Raw genomic sequence first — 16069 nt, 5'->3', positions numbered from 1 at the left:
TAAGATCATGGCACATAAAAAAGGTGTAGGTAGTACGGATAATGGAAGGGATAGTAATAGTAAACGACTCGGTGTAAAGCTTTTCGGAGGTGAGTTTGCTAAGGCTGGAAACATTATTGTCCGACAAAGAGGCACAAAGTTCCATGCGGGAGAAAATACCTATTTAGGAAAAGATTTTACACTTCATGCCAGAACAGATGGATATGTAACTTTTACTAAGAAAAGAAATGACAGAACTTACGTAAGCGTTCTTCCGTCTCATGTTGTGGTAGAAGAGACTTTAGATGCTCCAGCACCTAAGAAAACTGAAGCCAAAAAAGAAAGTCCAAAGAAGGACACCCCTAAGGCTGAAAAGAATGACACACCTAAAGCAGAGAAGAAAGAGGCCACTAAAGCCAAGTCTGATGATTTGAAAAAGATCGAAGGTATTGGACCAAAAATCGCTGAGATTTTTAACAATGCTGGAATTGTATCTTTTTCCGATTTAGCAAGTAGCGAAGTAAGCAAGCTAGAGAATATCTTAGCAGAAGCTGGTAACAGATATAAAAGTCATAATCCTTCCACATGGCCACAGCAAGCAGAATTGGCAGCTGCAGGTAAATGGGATGAGTTAGAGAAATTACAAGATGATTTGCAGGGAGGTGTCGTTGCAGAGGAGGAATAAAAGTCTAAAATCTTGTCAAGAAATAGAAAGGGCCATCTGAAATTCAGTGGCTCTTTTTTTTGCTTCTCAATCACCTTATATCCGTTCTATTGCAACAGAAGCCACCCATCCTTCAGAATAGTCACCTAGTTTTACTTTGAGCAAGTCATTGATTTGATCCTCAACTCTTACCTTTACGCCCTGATTCAATTGTCCAATTTCTTGTGCATTCAAATCGGCTCCGGCACGAAGAGGTGTATCATCTTCCAGTACCACGGCATTGTCGGTATTGTATCGAAGATTTTGAGCATGGTATGCGAGTAATCCACTCAATATTGATAATATCATGAAACCGATGATGGTACCTCTGATGTAATAAAAGTGTAAATTAAAATCCACACCCTTTAAAAGATAAAAATACAAGAATGCTACTGCTCCAAACAAAAACAAAAGGTGCAAGACCAACCAGGTTCCTGGATTTAAGAAACGAGCCACACTATTGGCCCACGCCTTTAAAAAAAAAGGCGGTAAATTTTGCACTTCAGAATCCACATTTTCATTGAGGAGTTTTAGATTCTTACGCACATCTTTATTCAAAGGTGCGAGTCTTTTAGCTCTCTCCATATATAGTATGGCCTTTCCCAAATCATCATTATAGAAATATGCCAGTCCCATATTATGAAAAAGAGCTACAGAAGCGTATTCTTCATTCAGTCTTAGATATTGTTCAATAGCCTTTTCGTAGTTTCCTCCATCAAAATACCGATTGGCTTGATTAAACGTCGCTTTTGGATCAATATCTTCCAGAGATTGGCCGCCTAATAAAACAGTGGTCATGCAAGCAAAAACGAAGATAATACTGCGAATCATAATGCATTCTTATTTTTAGGTCTAATCTTAGGTTGCCAGTTAAACCCGTCTAAGGTGTCTGATGGATTAACATCCTTCATTGGAATAAGATTTGAATTGACATCCAGATAAAAGAAAATATCTTTTAGATCACTCTCTTCGAACGTAAAGCTCATTTTAGAACAGACAGACTTATTCATTCCAATATAGGCGTTATTTTCATCCAACATGAAGTAAACTGACTCTGCATTACCAGTTACACTCATAGAATCGATCGCTCCATTTTCAAAAAAGACTTCCACCAACTTTCCTTTGATTTGATTGTAAAATATGGAATCCTCTGTATTAATAATAAAAGCTTTATTCTTTAATTCCACTTTATAAATTTGCTCGTTTTTCAAGTAGATATCGATCGTATCTGCAGTAAATTGCGAAGAATCAGACCAAATCACAGGATCATAATACATGGACAAGATACTATCTGTCGTATTATAACTCATCGAGTCACACATGGCCTGGAAGTTTGATTTATAAATTTTTACATCGTGAAAAGCATTTAATATAGACTTCTTTTGAGTTGAATCACCTAGCTCATAGCTGATCAATGTGTCGGCTTTCATAAACATACTGTCTCCTTCGATAAGCGATTGCATCATCGGTCTACTGCCGTCATCATTGTATGCTTTGGAATAATTCTCATCTTTTTTATACTCCATAATTTCACTGTAAATGGTAGTTTTGGAAGCAGTATCTACAAGTTCAACTGAACCTCTTGCAATTCCAAAATCACTTTCTTGTGAAAAATTGATCTGATTAGCTGTCAAAACAGTAGTCGAATCCACAATAGTGGACCTTCCTTCACTAGAAAAAGACTCCGACTTAGCATTATATTCAATGAATTCACCGACTACACTTCGCTCTTTGTCTTTATAGGATGCATTGCCAATAAGTCTAGTATCTTCCGTAATCTCATAGTATTTGATCGTGTCGCCTTTTGCCAATACATCATCCTCCTCGTATTTTGCATTGCCAGCGAGGACCACTAGTTTTTGTCCAGCATCATATTTAATCAACTGACCTGTCGCTATCTTATTTCCCTGGATGTACTGAGCATTCTCTCTAAACTCAGCAATTTCATTAGTGAGGTCATAATAACCGTCCTCACAATAGATTCTGGCACTGTCTTGATTAATTCGTGTCGGACCTAAAAAATAAGTGACATCCTCCTCGCTGTCATACTCTAATGAATCAGTCCAAAGTTTGAAATCATCGGCGGTTACTGTGACATTTTGATAAAAACGAACGGTTTCTTCATTGACAAAGTACTTGCCTTGCAAACTCTTGATTTCTTTTCCTTCATTCTTCAGTAGTGCACCTTGTGTATAGCTACCTATTTTTGTATTCATATCATATATAAGGTAGTCAGAAAACAACTCTCTGGTTTTACTTTGCAGGATTACATTGTTATATAAAGTCGCAATTTTCTGGTTACCATTATAGATGAGAGAGTCTGCAAAGACATTAACAGTATCGTTCTGTATGATGACGACGTTTCCATAGGCTGTCAATTGATTACCTCTTAGAATGGCAGTATCGCAATACATGAACGTGCTATCCTGATACATTCTAACATTTCCGTTCAGATATTTAATACCTTCATTCTCCGTGTTTACGAATCTGAAATTATCAGCCAACTCCACAATTATACGCGAACTTTTAGTCGTATCAACAGAAGTACCGCCACCCACTTGAGCGTTTAAGCAAAGTGGGATTACAAAGCTACATAGAAGAAAAAATATCCTCATAAATACATGAACGATTAAGATCCTATGGTATAGTGTTACTTAACATTAATTTAGCAGCTTGGTCACCCAATCGGGCTCCTAATGCTATACCCATTCCTCCTAAACGGACAGCAAATATAATATTCTCGCCTCGCTTTTCCAGTATTGGAGTTTTAGACGTTCCCACTCCCATTATACCGGACCATGCGTAGTCTATTCTGATTTCACTGGAGATCCCAATTTTCTCCAATAGGAAATGGGAAAGATAATTTTTAATTTTATCTGTAGTATTAAACGACGAAGTGGTTTCAGTATCCTTATCAATATTTCTGCCTCCTCCTATTAGAATTCTGTTATCCACATTTCTAAAATAAACATAACCTCTATCGTAGTGAAAGCATGACCGTAAAACAAGCCAGGGAATTTCTTGAGTAACGTAGATCTGATTTCTTGCAGGTTGTAGGTTTGGTATATCTTCCAGGTCGTTAGTAAAACCATTGGTACAAATGGCAAGCTTTCTAGTATATAATGTATGATTAGCGAATCTTACTTCTAACCCTTCACTTACTTCTTTAAATTCCACGATTTTAGTCCCTGTCATTATTTTCACTCCCAACTTGTAAGCCATTTGATATAAGTGTTGCATCATCTGTCCTGGATGCAGACATCCTTCATATTGATTATATATAGCCCACTTATTCAAGGATTTAAATTGAACAGGTGACTTTACCATTTCAAATGTTTTTTTGAGATTGATATGATCATTTATAATCTTATTCAAGTATTGTATTTGATCACCATAAAGCTTTTTAACGTCTACATCGTGATCAAAGACTTCATAGCCTCCCACCGGTTGATAACTTAAAGACTGATCTCCGACCCTTTCTCTGAGGAACTGGAGTCCAGTGTATCGATCTTTTAAAAGGCTCATGGTTTCGTCGACAGATCGTTGCTCAATATCGTCTAATAGTTCTGTAACACTCCCAAAGCACGCAAAACCCGCGTTTCTTGTACTTGCGCCGATAGGAATGGCGTGGCTTTCCACAACCATCACCTCTGAATCAGGAGCCATTACTTTCAACGATATGGCCGTGTTGATTCCTACCAGTCCTCCTCCTATGATTAAGTAGTCAACATTCTTCACAAATGTCTGTCTTTCCCAATAACTGTAATTAAAAGCCATGGCTTCGTAATTTGAATAACCTAAGTTTAATTATTTTTGCAACCTATTAAAATTTAAGTTATGATTCAGAGGATACAGACTATATTTTTATTTCTTGCTTCAGCATGTTTTTTTGGTCTTTTCGGACTGCCGTTAGCGACCAGTGAAACTGCTATGGCAGGTTTATTTGCTGATAGGGTATACAACATCTTCGATAATCCCATCTTAATAGGTGTGACGTGCATTGGAGGTGTTCTAGCTTTGATTGCAATTTTTCTTTTCAAGAACAGACCACTTCAAAAAAAGTTGGGGTATGGTACACTCACATTGGCCATACTATTTATTATTGTCGCCATCTGGTTAGTAGTACAGGACACGGAGTCTGAATTGACTTCCAATATTGATGAAAGGCTAGGATTGGGTTTACCTCTTTTAGCCATCTTCTTTGTTCTTTTCGCCAACCGCTATATCGGGAAAGATGAGAAACTAGTAAAGTCGATGGATAGATTAAGATAAATAAAAAAGCCCGATGCGTAACATCGGGCTTATTATTTAATCACTTTTCGGCTTTGCCGAATAATTGACTTTCAATTGATTAGCCTTCCTCAAGGCGGTTTTTACATCAGTGACAATTCCCATCGTTACAGTACCATCCACTTTCAAAGAAGTAGTGATACCTGGTCTTTGCACCTCTGGCACAGTAATTTTGTGATTTTCCAAAAATAATGGAATTTCTTCTACAGACGCAAATTTGTCCCCAAGCTGAATTTGAGGGCTAGTACCATAGGTAGCTTGCCATTTCTTCATGGGTCTACCCACATATATGTAGTTAACAAGAGATTTTTTCTCAAGCTTTGTTAACTCTGATGCGGAAGGAGTATTTACACTCACTTTAAGTTCTGCATCTCTTAAGACTGTAACCACCATAAAAAAGAATAGAAGCATGAATATAATATCAGGTAGTGAAGCCGTTGAAATGGCTGGCATTTCCTTTCCTTTCTTGCTGCTAAACATTCCCATAATAATGAGTTTTAAAAATTAAAAATTATTGTTCTTCTCCGAAATTCGTTGGTTCAGCTTCGGATATGACCAGCGGTAATTCGCTGGCGATCACTCTTTGCTGATCGCGAGTCAGGAATTCAAAGTCTTTACCGTGTCGTCGGTTTGCCATTTCATCCCTCAGCTCATTATAAGCTGCTTTTAGCTCATTGTACACCGTAAGATAGGTTTCATAGTTCGTCCCCCTATCATTTCGAAGTGATACAATCGCTTTCTTTGGATCCTCCGCCATATTCTCTAATCTCTGAGGATTAGAAATAAATATTTTGGTATTCTCCTTAAGCGTTTCCAAAGATGCAGGCTCCCCTCTCACCAATAACTGATTTTCAGCATTGACCAACACAGAATAAACGTTCCTGGTATTCATTTTTAAATTTTCAGGAGGCTCATCAGACCAAGGCGGAAGTCGCACCAATACTCCTTTATCTTCTACAATTGTCGTAGTTACCAGGAAAAAAATCAAAAGCAAGAAGGCTATATCAGCCATTGAGCTTGCATTGATTTCAGGTGGTTTTCTTCTAGCCATAATAATTATTTTAAAGCGTTACGCAATTCCGAAAAAAGCCAGATCACCAACGCCAAACCTAACAAGGTCAGGGTGGTCTTAATCCCAGCTGAGATAAACTTACTGATGTTGTCGGTAATTGCAAATTCGTCAGCAAGTCTAGCTAGTATGCCTGATTCTTCTGGAACACTGATGGTGTAAAACAAAAAGAACAAACCTACTATGATCGCCAGGCCAATGAGAAGCTTTATCGCTCCTTTGAAATTGGTAAATAAGCTTATGATTCCAAAAATAAGCAGTGCTAAAATGGCAAGTCCTATCAGTGCCAATGCTGCTTTTATACCGAAGTCAAAGATCGTGGTCTCTTTAAGGGAGTCAATAGACATTTCTGCCAAACTCCTGTCCTTTACACCCAGGTAAATAAGGACAGCAAAGAGTATGGAAAGTCCTGCTCCCAATACAAAAGCCAATGTTTGACCTTTACTTATTAAAAATTTATACATAATGAATTACTTCTTTAGATTATTTAAAAACATTGTTCTTGTCCATCACATCAATAATTGCTAGTGATGCAGCTTCCATCTTAGTGGTGATACTATCGATTTTTGAAACAATGTAATTATAGAAAACCTGAAGAATAATTGCCACAATAAGTCCAAATACAGTTGTCAATAGGGCTACCTTAATACCACCTGCAACAACAGCCGGAGATAAATCCCCTACTTCTGCAATTCTATCGAATGCTTTAATCATACCGATAACCGTACCCATGAATCCTAACATCGGAGCAATGGCTATAAATAATGAAATCCAAACCAGGCCTTTCTCTAATAAGCCCATTTGAACCGCACCATAAGATACAATTGCTTTTTCAACTGCAACAGGTCCTCCATCGATGTTCTTCAAGCCCTCATGTAGTACGCTAGCTGTAGGGCCAGGTGTAGATCTACACAATTCCTTAGCGCCTTCGATATCATTATCGGCTAATCTTTCATCAATATTTGCTAAAAGTTTATCAGTGTTGGTGGTCGCTAGGTTCAAGGTTATAATTCTTTCAATACAAAATGCTAATCCTAATATTAGACAAACAAGTACAAAGGTCATAAAACCCCAGCCCCCTTCTATGAAGTACTGTTTCAATGTTTGTAGAACTCCAGCTTCATCAGCAGCACCAGTAGCGTCTTGTGCAACCATCTCCACTGCACCAAAGTATGATGCGAGAGTAAAAACTGCTAATAGAACAAATAATTTGCGCATAATCTTAATCTTTTATTGGTTTAACGTAACTTAATTAAATAGACTCTAAAATTAGAAAATAAAAAGGAATACCCTAATTTTTTTTGCGGAGAGTGAGGGATTCGAACCCTCGATACCCTTTTGGAGTATACACACTTTCCAGGCGTGCGCCTTCGACCACTCGGCCAACTCTCCTACTTTTCCAGACCTTTGGTCTTCACACATGTACCTAAAAAAGCAATAATATCCTTGACAATGAAAATATTACAAATTAGAATATGTCGTAATGTAATTTTCCTTTCCTAGAATGATATAGTCTTTACTATAGTTTAGGCCTTTTGGATGATTCACAATATTACAAATAATCTCTTTCTTTCAAAATTTAATTTCCAATGTCGATCACAGCCACTTAAAAGCTGGATTAAGTCATTCTACTATTACATAGATGCAATTCAAAGCTGAATGGGTGTATTGAATAAATTTATGGCATTTTGAGTAGTGATCTTCTCTACTTGTTCCACTTCTATTTCCAGGGTTTCGGCCAATTGCTCAGCAATGATAGGGATGTAATTACTTTGATTTCTTTTGCCTCTGAAAGGGGTAGGACTTAAATAAGGTGCATCTGTTTCTAGGACCATGTGATTAATACTTATATTTACTAACTCTTCCCTAACTCCGGCATTCTTAAAAGTTATAACTCCACCTATGCCTAGTAAAAATCCAATATCGATAATTTTTCGAGCCTGTTCTTCATTTCCGTTAAAGCAGTGGAAAATCCCCGTCAATGTACCATCTTGTAAATGGCTCACAATATCAATGGTTTCATCCAAAGAATCTCTAGAGTGTATTACAAAAGGCTTATTCATATCTCTCGCCCATTCTATTTGGATGCGAAATGCCTCTTGTTGCTCTTTGTGAAAGGTTTTATCCCAATAGAGGTCTATTCCGATCTCTCCTATTCCTGCATATTCTCGCTGTTCTAACAATCGAAGAGCTAACTCTAATTCCTTTCTATAGTTCTCATTGATAGAACACGGATGCACACCCATCATTGGATGCATCATAGAAGGATAAGACTCAACTAATTCGTGCAGAGAGTCAACAGTAGCAGCATCGACATTGGGCAGATAGATGTGTTCTACTCCTTCTTCCTTACATAATTCAACAACCATGTCAATGTCATCAGAGAACTGATCTAAATATAAATGTGCGTGGGTATCTATAAACATAAGCGCCAAAAATACTACTATATTGAGGCAAATTCATAGTTTTCAATGGCTAAAAAATCTAAATACTACGTTGTATGGCAGGGAAATGAACCGGGCATCTATAAAACATGGGCAGAGTGTCAGGCACAAATAAAAGGATATCCAGGAGCGAAATATAAAGCTTTTAAGAGTGAAGCAGAGGCTCGAGCAGCTTTCAAAGATGACTACTTTAACCATACCACGTCTTCCGGAGTCAAGAAAAAAAAACCATCGATTATTGACATTGGCATACCAAAAAACACCTGGTCTGTAGATGCTGCCTGTAGTGGCAATCCTGGTTTGATGGAATATCGAGGTGTCCTTACTGATACCGGCGAGGAAATTTTTAGACAAGGACCATTTAAGAAAGGTACCAATAATATAGGCGAGTTTTTAGCATTGGTACATGCTCTGGCACTACTCAAAAAAATGGGAGACCGTAATCGCATCATTTATTCAGACTCCAGAACAGCGATGGCATGGGTAAGAAATAAGAAAGTCAAGACCAATCTCCAAAAAGACAAAGACAACGAAGTAATATTTCAATTGATAGACCGTGCCTTATCCTGGCTGCATCAAAATCATTACCAAAACACAATATTAAAGTGGGAAACAAAGGAGTGGGGTGAAATTCCAGCTGATTTTGGTCGAAAGTAAATTATTTACTTGTCGCGTATTTCATTCGGTATTCAGGATCAATATTCCCTTTCCTAATGGCCTCTAATTTTCTTTTAAGCATTCTTTTCTTCAATGGCGTGAGATGATCTACAAATAGTACGCCATCGATATGGTCATACTCATGTTGTACTACTCTGGCATCAATTCCACTTAGAGATTCTACATGCTTTTCAAAGTGTTCATCATAGTATTCAATGGTAATTTCCGGCTGGCGAAAAACATCCGCTCTAATGAATGGGATGCTGAGACATCCTTCCTCATAGGCCCACTCTTCTCCTGCTTCAGCTACAATCTGAGCATTAATGAAAACTTTTTTAATACCTTCATCTGAATGCTCGTCTTCATTCAATTGCTTGGTATCCACAATGAAAAGTCGTATATCTTCTCCAATTTGAGGTGCGGCCAGACCAACTCCACTGGCGCTATACATGGTTTCCCACATATTTTCGATAAGTTGATCTAATTGGGGATAATCTTTATTGATTGGCTCACAAACTTTCTTTAACACAGAAAATCCATAACCATATATTGGCAAAATCATAAAGAATCTAAGTATCTTTTAATTAATAAGATTGCACTCACCTGATCTACCAGACTTTTTTCCATTCTCTTTTTCTTTCGAACGCCACTATCCCAGATGAGTTGCTTCGCTTCAGATGAACTAAACGATTCATCTACTTTCTCAATTTTTATATTAGGAAAAAGTTGTGCGAAAGTAGATAAAAATTTCTTTATTTCCTTAACCAGATAGGTTTCCTTGCCGTCAGCATGCGTAGGCCAACCGATAATCAAGGTATCAACATTTTCTTTCTTCACATAATCCTGTAAAAACTCCACCAATTTTTCTGGCTCGAGAACCTTGAGAGGGTTGATGCTGATTTTCAAATAATCTGTGACTGCAAGACCGCATCGCTTTGCACCATAATCAATCGCTAGTATTCGTGCCAAAATTTCATTTTAAACCATCAACTTCTGTTAATCAGGAATAATTCCATAGTAGGTCCAGTCCAATCCAGAAGGATGTGCATACTTATTCTTGACCTCCTGCACTTTATTCTCCCTTATGGTGATCATTCTGTGAAGGCATCTTCTACCTACCTTTTCTGCAAATAAGTTCATTTGCCTCCTCTGGCTCTCGTTCTTAACGGGAGGAATCGTAAAGCGACTTCCCATATCAGTCACTTTAGCGCCAATGATATTCATATAATATTTGAAATCTGAGTAGTCAGGATTGATAAAATACATTTCTACATCGGCCAGATGATCGAATTGCTTAGTAAGCTTGCTTAACTTAAGACCAAAATTGTTATTCATGATCGCTATGTAAAAAACTGCAACATCACCGGTTCTTTCAATCTCATTACAAGTATTTGCTAAGATTCTATAATCCAATTTAAGAGAATCTTCAATTCTATCCGTGAAGTTGAATTCTTTTACTGTATATCCAAAAACATGACGCATACTTAAAATTCTTCTTCCTCGTCGGCGTACATCTTCTCTTCTAATTGATAAAATCGATCCTTATACGCATCGTCTTTTTTACACTTATTGTAGATTGGGTCATTCGCCCATTCTGCTAATCGCTTTATCACTGCATCCTTGTCTTCTCCGCTGACATACTTATCTACAAGCTCTGCATATTCTTTAAGAATACTCTCACAATCTTTACCAAGATTAGGACTTTCTTTTAATTGCTCTTTTAGAATTTCTCTTTTCTGCTCAATCAGTTTTTCCTGATCTACCGATACTTCCTCTAACTTTACTTCAACCTCATTGCCTACCCCTCCTCCTTGCGCGGATTCGCTTTCAAATCCATCCACATCAGCCAATTCTTCGGCCAGTAAATCTTCGGCAAGATCCTCTACTTTCTCTTCAGTAATTTCGTCATTTGATTGAGTTTGATCTGTTTTGCAGGACGCAAATAACAAGACCAATAAAAAGAATTTTGTTATGTAAGTTTTCATAATCTTAGCATTTATCGATTATAAATAAGATCGCCTGGTGTTTTAAGCAATGTTTTAGAAATTGTTCTTTGTGATGTCAATAAAGCTGTCAGAACTATAACAACTACTGCAAGTAAAATTTTCAGATTGAATATATCAAAATAGCTATTTTCAAATATTCTAGCCTCGATTAAATCCCAGACTGAGCAAATGATCAAAGCTATCACAATTGAAATTCCAATGAATGTAACGATGATCTTAAGATAAGAATTTATCAGGAAACTATTATTCAAGCCAAAGGCTTTTAGCGTGCCTAAATTCATTTTTATCTTCTCAAGATGGGTCCGCAAAAGCGAGTTGACGTAAAATATGATACTTAAAATACTGAATCCAAACAGGATGATAGAAATAAATCCTGTTAATCTGGAAACCAAAGCAAAATTCTCCTTTTGCTCTACCTGATCCATACTAATCTCTACACTATACTTATCCCACATATGATTCTTAAAGTCTCTGACTTTATCTAGCTGATCAAAATTAAAAGAGAGGTAGTAAGGATCTGAAATGTTGTAAAATCTGGAGGTGTTGCATTCCCAGGGTGAATATCGTGTATAGTCCAGATCAGAATTTGATTCTAATTCACTGACGATGCTATCCTTTATTTCATATTTAAAATAATCTGAAAAATACAATGTGACAATGTTCTGAGTTTCCCCTTCAATCAACTCTATTTCTCTTACATCTGTCGATGCTGGTCGATATTTCATTAAGCTGGACATTATATCTTTTTGAAGTTTATCTTTATCCTGCTCGGTTGAAATGACTTCTAACTTGTTAGAAGAGGAAATGTTGATGAAATTTGTTGTTTCAAAAGCCTCATTCAAAAGGACATAAAAATGGGGAGTAACCACCAAATCTACAAGGTTTGGAAGCTCACGGACAACCGCTGTAATTTCAGGATAAATAACGAAACTTTCGATTTTGACGGGAATTCTTTTCACCGCTTCTATATCTTCGTACCCCAGAGATCTCAAGCTTGATTCTTTGATGATCAGACCACATCGTTCGATATCAACTTCGCCCTCCCCGCTATAGGTGTATCCAGTAACGACATTGCCTTTTTTTTCACTTAAGATTTCCTTGAGAAGGTTGTCATCCATTTCAAGTGTTCTCAATCTTAAATTATACTCCTCCCCATTGTCAAAGTTGAGAAAAGGTAAAAACTCAATATTGTATTGGCCGACATTATTGAGAAAGAATTTTTGTTTGGTGGTATCTACTGCTAGTTCAGTTTGTATTTTACTGACCTTATCTCTATAACCTTGTTTAATTTCCAGGTTGACCCAATTGGTAAATGGATCATCCATTTTTTCCTTAAGATAATTGATACCTCCAATGGCGAATCCCAGGGCTAAGAAAGTGATGGTTAGAATAACCACCAAGGTGACAATGCCACTACGAGATTTTCCGGTAAGTTCTTCATATTCATTGAATATGAATAAATTTTGGAAGTCTCCTCTTATATTCAGCAAAACAGAAAGTAGCTTCTTCATCACTTTGTCAGAATTTCGCTGATCAATTCAAGAGGATTTTCAAGTTTACTTCCATCCTTTCGTTTCCATTCCTGACCTTCCTTGACTAGGTAATACTGATCATCAAAAGTACCATGTAATTCCTCTCCTTCGCCCGTTTTTGATAACAACAAAATGATATCTGCAAAAGAAAGCGCCAAATCTATATCATGAGAAACGATGATACCAGTTCTGTTATATTCTGAAAGATTTGATTTCAGGGTACGCATGAGTTTATGGCCTGTATCCCTATCAAGATTACCGGTTGGTTCGTCTCCAAAAAGTACATTAAATCCAGCTATGATTGCTCTTACGAAAGCCAGCCTTTGTCTTTGGCCACCTGAGAGTTCTTGTATCTTCCGATCATACAATTCTGCATCAAGATTTAGCTTTTCCATTACCTCAAGTACTTTCTCCTTTACATCTGATAATTTCTTACCTTCAATAAGCATCGAAATGCACATGTTTTCACCCGCGCTAAAGTTGGGCATCAAATTAGTATTCTGAAAAATAAAAGAAAAATGATCATTCCTAAACTTGGAAAGCGATCGATTATCTCGTTCCCATATGTTCTTTATTTCTTCAAGCTCACCTCCATTATTGAATTTGACTGAAGTTTCCTCTGTCACGTGAATCGTACGATTCATAAGACCCAAAGTTTCAATGAAAGTACTCTTACCGATTCCGGAGACTCCGAGAACAAAGACAAGCTTTCCCTTGGGGATTTGTAAGTTTGGTATTTTTAAGACAGTAGTACCTGGAATGTATTGGCATTCCAGGTTACTGATATCATAGATTATCTCTTCTTGCATCAAGTTAGTTCTCAGTTGGTTTTGATTTTTTAGGCTCGGGTTACTAAAGATAAATACTTAGAGTGTATACTCTACAGGTATCCAAAAATAGGTATTATCCGCAGTAGAATAGGAGAATTCATATCTATCACCCAGCCTGTATATACTTTCCAGACCCTCAAGCTTGGCAAGAATGTCTTGTATTAATTTCTCAAGTTCAGCTTCACCCATTTTTCTCGGTGACAAAATGTTTCCAATTTTAAAACCCATACCTTCTCCTATCACTAGACCTTCACCTTCAATTCCCTGCATGATAGCACGAAGTTCATCAACCGAAGTTTGCTCCACATCTCGTCTTGAAATACCAGCGTTACCGGTAAATTGCTTTAACAATTCAGTAAACGTCAGGAATAGAGCTTCTCTCTGTTGATCAGGCGAGCCATCACTTGCCTGTGCAAGTTTCTTCAAAGTACGGATATAGTCTTTCAGATCCTCCTTGGGCATAAACATTACATAGGACATGGCATCATTCTTCGCACCACGAATATTTTTTGCCAAGTAGATTTCACGGTAAAGGTGATACTTTTGATCAATGATCTTCTTCAAATCTTCTTCACTGAAGCTCTTGTTTTCTTTTCTCTTCTGAATCAACCGATATACTTCTCTTGCAATAGCTGGCTCCCAAACACCTGAACTTTGCTCCAAATCCATAGCATCTCCATCGAAAGTAAGGTTGGCCATCTTCTCCCAGTGATCCTCTACAAATTCCTGAACTTCTACGATCGTCTCTTCTATAAATTCCTGCAATTCTCTTTCTGATATCTCAGCATTGCGTTCTGGCTTGAAGAGAACTCCTACATTGGGCCCACCGGACATCTCAAGCTTATTGCCTTCATCTATATCCGGCATTGAAGGATTTACAATCTTAGCTCCCGGAAAATACTCAGTTATGGATGAATACTCTCTATGCTGCTTCTTTGAAGCTTCAACTATAAATGACGCACCCATACTTGGATACTTTGCACATGATCTGTTGCCCTGATTCATACACTGAACTGTAACAAGATGCGCATTGATCTTGGCAAGATTATCCAATATCTGGTCGGTTTCAATGTAGGTTTTATCATTCGATTCAACAGCCAATTGTTTTCTTACTCTATCAAACTTATAGTCTGCATTGTTTCCAATCAGGAAAATGATATTGGTATGATTGTCACTAAAATTCCCTTTTAGTAATGTCTCATTTAGCGCATAGTAAAGGGCAGTATATTCATCATTGTCATGCCATTGATTGAACTCACCTTGATTTAAAAAATTAATAACTTTTGCTTTATCGTTAACAAGAGGTTGAATCTCAAACAACTTATCCACTTTCTCCTCTGGTGTATCGCGATAAATTGCGGCACCATATCGCACATTGACTTCGTCTCCGAAGTTTCTTTCCAAGTTTTCAAGTGAATTCATAACAGCTTGCTTGTACTTGCCTAACTGTCTTGTTCCCTCTACTAAAAAGAAGATATTATAGTTATCCCTGGAGGTACTACTTTCCTTGACCCCTTCTACAATTCCAGAGTAATCCACTTCGCTTACACTACTTACAACATCTTTCATGGACTTGGTCTGTATTTCTCCGATGGCACCTGACATGAAGGAGTTAGGATAATTTTTCAGCATGGGGAATCTAACTACAGACCCTTTAAATCTCCTTGGATTTGAGTTGGCCAATTTATTAGAGCTGATCTTAATAGGATCGTTATCCCAAGCTTTTTTATCATCCACAATAGAACCAGTCCTGGCATAACCATCGGCTCCTCCAATATCTGTAAAACCCACCACTCTGAAATTCGGGTTATTTTGTCTTTCTTCAAAAGCTAATTGATCAAAATTAGGTTCAAGAGCAATCCTTGTATTCCAGTCTGCCGCTTTTTTTCTATCCACCCACCCTACTATAACATTTTCAACTCTTGAAGAACTTACAAGCGATTCTTTACCCAAAAGGTATCTGTCGTTTTCTTTCTTATAGACGAAATAGAACTCATAAATGGTCTTTTTGTCCGCAATTTTATTGGTCAGTGGCCCAGAGTATATCTTGGCAAAATCTTTAGAATCTTCTCTCAGAATCCTTTCAATATCTTTTACTTTGTTAAGAAGGAAAGCTTTCTTGTGAATTCTAGTCTGTTCATCTACTAAACCTGATGTCCAAAGCAACATTTTATCCTTAGGTACCCACCCATAATCCTTGTTCATTTTAGACACCTTTAAACCACTGGTTCTGGCCTGAATAATGTGAATCCATTCCTCTTTTTCATCGACTACATAGAAATAGGATTTAAAACCTAGCGTCTCCTTTTGAGGGCTGGTTTCATCCGGTTTCTCATAGGTCGGATTATTATCACGGTCCGAAACCACGATCCAAGGCTGATCTTTACTGTATTTATCCCTTGCATTCTGGAAGCGTTCTTGATCAGCTTCTGCTGCGTAATCAATAGGTCTTTCGAATTTTTCAGGCTTACCCATTATGCGTGAATACTTCTGTGCATTGGAAGCACCCAGAAAGGTAAAGATGAATACTACGAGTGTTAAGAATTTTATAGTTTTCAT

18 protein-coding genes and 1 tRNA gene are annotated in these 16069 nt (G+C 37.5%); 3 read left to right on the top strand and 16 right to left on the bottom strand.

The features are described from left to right. Positions 1-7 precede the first annotated feature (7 nt). Positions 8-664 (top strand): 50S ribosomal protein L27, encoded by a 657-nt coding sequence (gene rpmA, locus L2567_RS21360; RefSeq protein WP_406626723.1) that lies wholly within the window; start codon positions 8-10, stop codon positions 662-664. A gap of 75 nt (positions 665-739) precedes the next feature. Here rpmA and L2567_RS17710 read toward each other — a convergent pair whose 3' ends face one another. From L2567_RS17710 to L2567_RS17700, 3 genes are read right to left on the bottom strand one after another with little or no spacing between them, the layout of a single operon-like run. Beyond that, positions 740-1513, bottom strand: a complete 774-nt coding sequence (locus L2567_RS17710) for an SH3 domain-containing protein (RefSeq protein WP_235299154.1) — start codon at positions 1511-1513, stop codon at positions 740-742. Continuing rightward, positions 1510-3297, bottom strand: coding sequence for an OstA-like protein (locus tag L2567_RS17705; protein ID WP_235299153.1), 1788 nt, complete (start codon positions 3295-3297; stop codon positions 1510-1512). The genes L2567_RS17710 and L2567_RS17705 overlap by 4 nt, the downstream gene beginning before the upstream one ends. 22 nt (positions 3298-3319) lie before the next feature. After that, positions 3320-4459, bottom strand: a complete 1140-nt coding sequence (locus L2567_RS17700; protein WP_235299152.1) for an NAD(P)/FAD-dependent oxidoreductase — start codon at positions 4457-4459, stop codon at positions 3320-3322. 60 nt (positions 4460-4519) lie between these two features. Between L2567_RS17700 and L2567_RS17695 the strand changes: the two genes are divergently transcribed. Continuing rightward, positions 4520-4954: a DUF4293 domain-containing protein gene (locus L2567_RS17695; protein WP_235299151.1), complete on the top strand. Its 435-nt coding sequence runs from the start codon at positions 4520-4522 to the stop codon at positions 4952-4954. Between the two features lie 36 nt (positions 4955-4990). On the opposite strand, the gene L2567_RS17690 is transcribed toward L2567_RS17695, so the two are convergent. The 6 genes from L2567_RS17690 to L2567_RS17665 all read right to left on the bottom strand — a co-directional run bounded on the left by L2567_RS17690 (position 4991) and on the right by L2567_RS17665 (position 8467). Next, a complete protein-coding gene (locus L2567_RS17690; protein ID WP_235299150.1) occupies positions 4991-5458 on the bottom strand; it encodes an ExbD/TolR family protein in 468 nt (155 codons plus the stop codon). A 25-nt stretch (positions 5459-5483) separates the two neighbouring features. Continuing rightward, positions 5484-6023 carry an ExbD/TolR family protein gene (locus tag L2567_RS17685; protein ID WP_235299149.1) on the bottom strand — a complete coding sequence of 180 codons (540 nt, stop codon included), beginning with the start codon at positions 6021-6023 and terminating at the stop codon, positions 5484-5486. Between the two features lie 5 nt (positions 6024-6028). Next, the gene (locus L2567_RS17680) at positions 6029-6505 is read right to left on the bottom strand and encodes a hypothetical protein (RefSeq protein ID WP_235299148.1); all 477 of its coding nucleotides are present in this window, start codon (positions 6503-6505) and stop codon (positions 6029-6031) included. Between the two features lie 19 nt (positions 6506-6524). Continuing rightward, entirely contained in the window at positions 6525-7259 is a 735-nt protein-coding gene (locus tag L2567_RS17675) for a MotA/TolQ/ExbB proton channel family protein (RefSeq protein WP_235299147.1), read from the bottom strand. Positions 7260-7345: 86 nt separating this feature from the next. Continuing rightward, a tRNA-Ser gene (locus L2567_RS17670) sits at positions 7346-7433 on the bottom strand. Between the two features lie 257 nt (positions 7434-7690). Next, entirely contained in the window at positions 7691-8467 is a 777-nt protein-coding gene (locus tag L2567_RS17665; RefSeq protein WP_235299146.1) for a TatD family hydrolase, read from the bottom strand. A 45-nt stretch (positions 8468-8512) separates the two neighbouring features. On the opposite strand from L2567_RS17665, the gene L2567_RS17660 reads away from it, so the two are divergent. After that, positions 8513-9142, top strand: a complete 630-nt coding sequence (locus L2567_RS17660; protein ID WP_235299145.1) for a ribonuclease H1 domain-containing protein — start codon at positions 8513-8515, stop codon at positions 9140-9142. Position 9143: 1 nt separating this feature from the next. Here the strand turns inward: L2567_RS17660 and def are convergent, their stop codons facing one another. Genes def through tssR form a run of 7 tightly spaced genes read right to left on the bottom strand, consistent with a single transcriptional unit; the run spans position 9144 to position 16069 of the window. Further along, positions 9144-9704: a peptide deformylase gene (gene def, locus L2567_RS17655; RefSeq protein WP_235299144.1), complete on the bottom strand. Its 561-nt coding sequence runs from the start codon at positions 9702-9704 to the stop codon at positions 9144-9146. Next, a complete protein-coding gene (gene ruvX, locus L2567_RS17650; protein ID WP_235299143.1) occupies positions 9701-10111 on the bottom strand; it encodes a Holliday junction resolvase RuvX in 411 nt (136 codons plus the stop codon). The genes def and ruvX overlap by 4 nt, the downstream gene beginning before the upstream one ends. 27 nt (positions 10112-10138) lie before the next feature. Next, entirely contained in the window at positions 10139-10624 is a 486-nt protein-coding gene (locus L2567_RS17645; RefSeq protein WP_235299142.1) for a hypothetical protein, read from the bottom strand. A gap of 2 nt (positions 10625-10626) precedes the next feature. After that, a complete protein-coding gene (locus tag L2567_RS17640; RefSeq protein WP_235299141.1) occupies positions 10627-11127 on the bottom strand; it encodes a hypothetical protein in 501 nt (166 codons plus the stop codon). An 11-nt stretch (positions 11128-11138) separates the two neighbouring features. Further along, the gene (locus tag L2567_RS17635; protein WP_235299140.1) at positions 11139-12659 is read right to left on the bottom strand and encodes an ABC transporter permease family protein; all 1521 of its coding nucleotides are present in this window, start codon (positions 12657-12659) and stop codon (positions 11139-11141) included. Next, positions 12659-13489 carry an ABC transporter ATP-binding protein gene (locus L2567_RS17630; protein WP_235299139.1) on the bottom strand — a complete coding sequence of 277 codons (831 nt, stop codon included), beginning with the start codon at positions 13487-13489 and terminating at the stop codon, positions 12659-12661. Before L2567_RS17630 ends, L2567_RS17635 begins: the two co-directional genes overlap by 1 nt. A gap of 57 nt (positions 13490-13546) precedes the next feature. Continuing rightward, positions 13547-16069, bottom strand: coding sequence for a type VI secretion system protein TssR domain-containing protein (gene tssR / locus L2567_RS17625; RefSeq protein WP_235299138.1), 2523 nt, complete (start codon positions 16067-16069; stop codon positions 13547-13549).

The organism is Portibacter marinus (genome assembly GCF_021533195.1).
GTDB lineage: Bacteria > Bacteroidota > Bacteroidia > Chitinophagales > Saprospiraceae > Portibacter > Portibacter marinus.
This window is presented reverse-complemented; position numbering and strand designations above follow the sequence as displayed.

Excerpts from the sequence above, each read along its gene's own strand:
- L2567_RS17685 (WP_235299149.1), bottom strand. The coding sequence starts at position 6,023 with ATGGCTAGAAGAAAACCACCTGAAATCAATGCAAGCTCAATGGCTGAT.
- L2567_RS17635 (WP_235299140.1), bottom strand. The coding sequence starts at position 12,659 with ATGAAGAAGCTACTTTCTGTTTTGCTGAATATAAGAGGAGACTTCCAA.
- L2567_RS17630 (WP_235299139.1), bottom strand. The coding sequence starts at position 13,489 with ATGCAAGAAGAGATAATCTATGATATCAGTAACCTGGAATGCCAATAC.
- L2567_RS17645 (WP_235299142.1), bottom strand. The coding sequence starts at position 10,624 with ATGCGTCATGTTTTTGGATATACAGTAAAAGAATTCAACTTCACGGAT.
- rpmA (WP_406626723.1), top strand. The coding sequence starts at position 8 with ATGGCACATAAAAAAGGTGTAGGTAGTACGGATAATGGAAGGGATAGT.
- L2567_RS17700 (WP_235299152.1), bottom strand. The coding sequence starts at position 4,459 with ATGGCTTTTAATTACAGTTATTGGGAAAGACAGACATTTGTGAAGAAT.
- tssR (WP_235299138.1), bottom strand. The coding sequence starts at position 16,069 with ATGAAAACTATAAAATTCTTAACACTCGTAGTATTCATCTTTACCTTT.
- L2567_RS17705 (WP_235299153.1), bottom strand. The coding sequence starts at position 3,297 with ATGAGGATATTTTTTCTTCTATGTAGCTTTGTAATCCCACTTTGCTTA.
- L2567_RS17660 (WP_235299145.1), top strand. The coding sequence starts at position 8,513 with ATGGCTAAAAAATCTAAATACTACGTTGTATGGCAGGGAAATGAACCG.
- L2567_RS17695 (WP_235299151.1), top strand. The coding sequence starts at position 4,520 with ATGATTCAGAGGATACAGACTATATTTTTATTTCTTGCTTCAGCATGT.
- L2567_RS17675 (WP_235299147.1), bottom strand. The coding sequence starts at position 7,259 with ATGCGCAAATTATTTGTTCTATTAGCAGTTTTTACTCTCGCATCATAC.
- L2567_RS17690 (WP_235299150.1), bottom strand. The coding sequence starts at position 5,458 with ATGGGAATGTTTAGCAGCAAGAAAGGAAAGGAAATGCCAGCCATTTCA.
- L2567_RS17710 (WP_235299154.1), bottom strand. The coding sequence starts at position 1,513 with ATGATTCGCAGTATTATCTTCGTTTTTGCTTGCATGACCACTGTTTTA.
- L2567_RS17665 (WP_235299146.1), bottom strand. The coding sequence starts at position 8,467 with ATGTTTATAGATACCCACGCACATTTATATTTAGATCAGTTCTCTGAT.
- L2567_RS17680 (WP_235299148.1), bottom strand. The coding sequence starts at position 6,505 with ATGTATAAATTTTTAATAAGTAAAGGTCAAACATTGGCTTTTGTATTG.
- L2567_RS17640 (WP_235299141.1), bottom strand. The coding sequence starts at position 11,127 with ATGAAAACTTACATAACAAAATTCTTTTTATTGGTCTTGTTATTTGCG.
- def (WP_235299144.1), bottom strand. The coding sequence starts at position 9,704 with ATGATTTTGCCAATATATGGTTATGGATTTTCTGTGTTAAAGAAAGTT.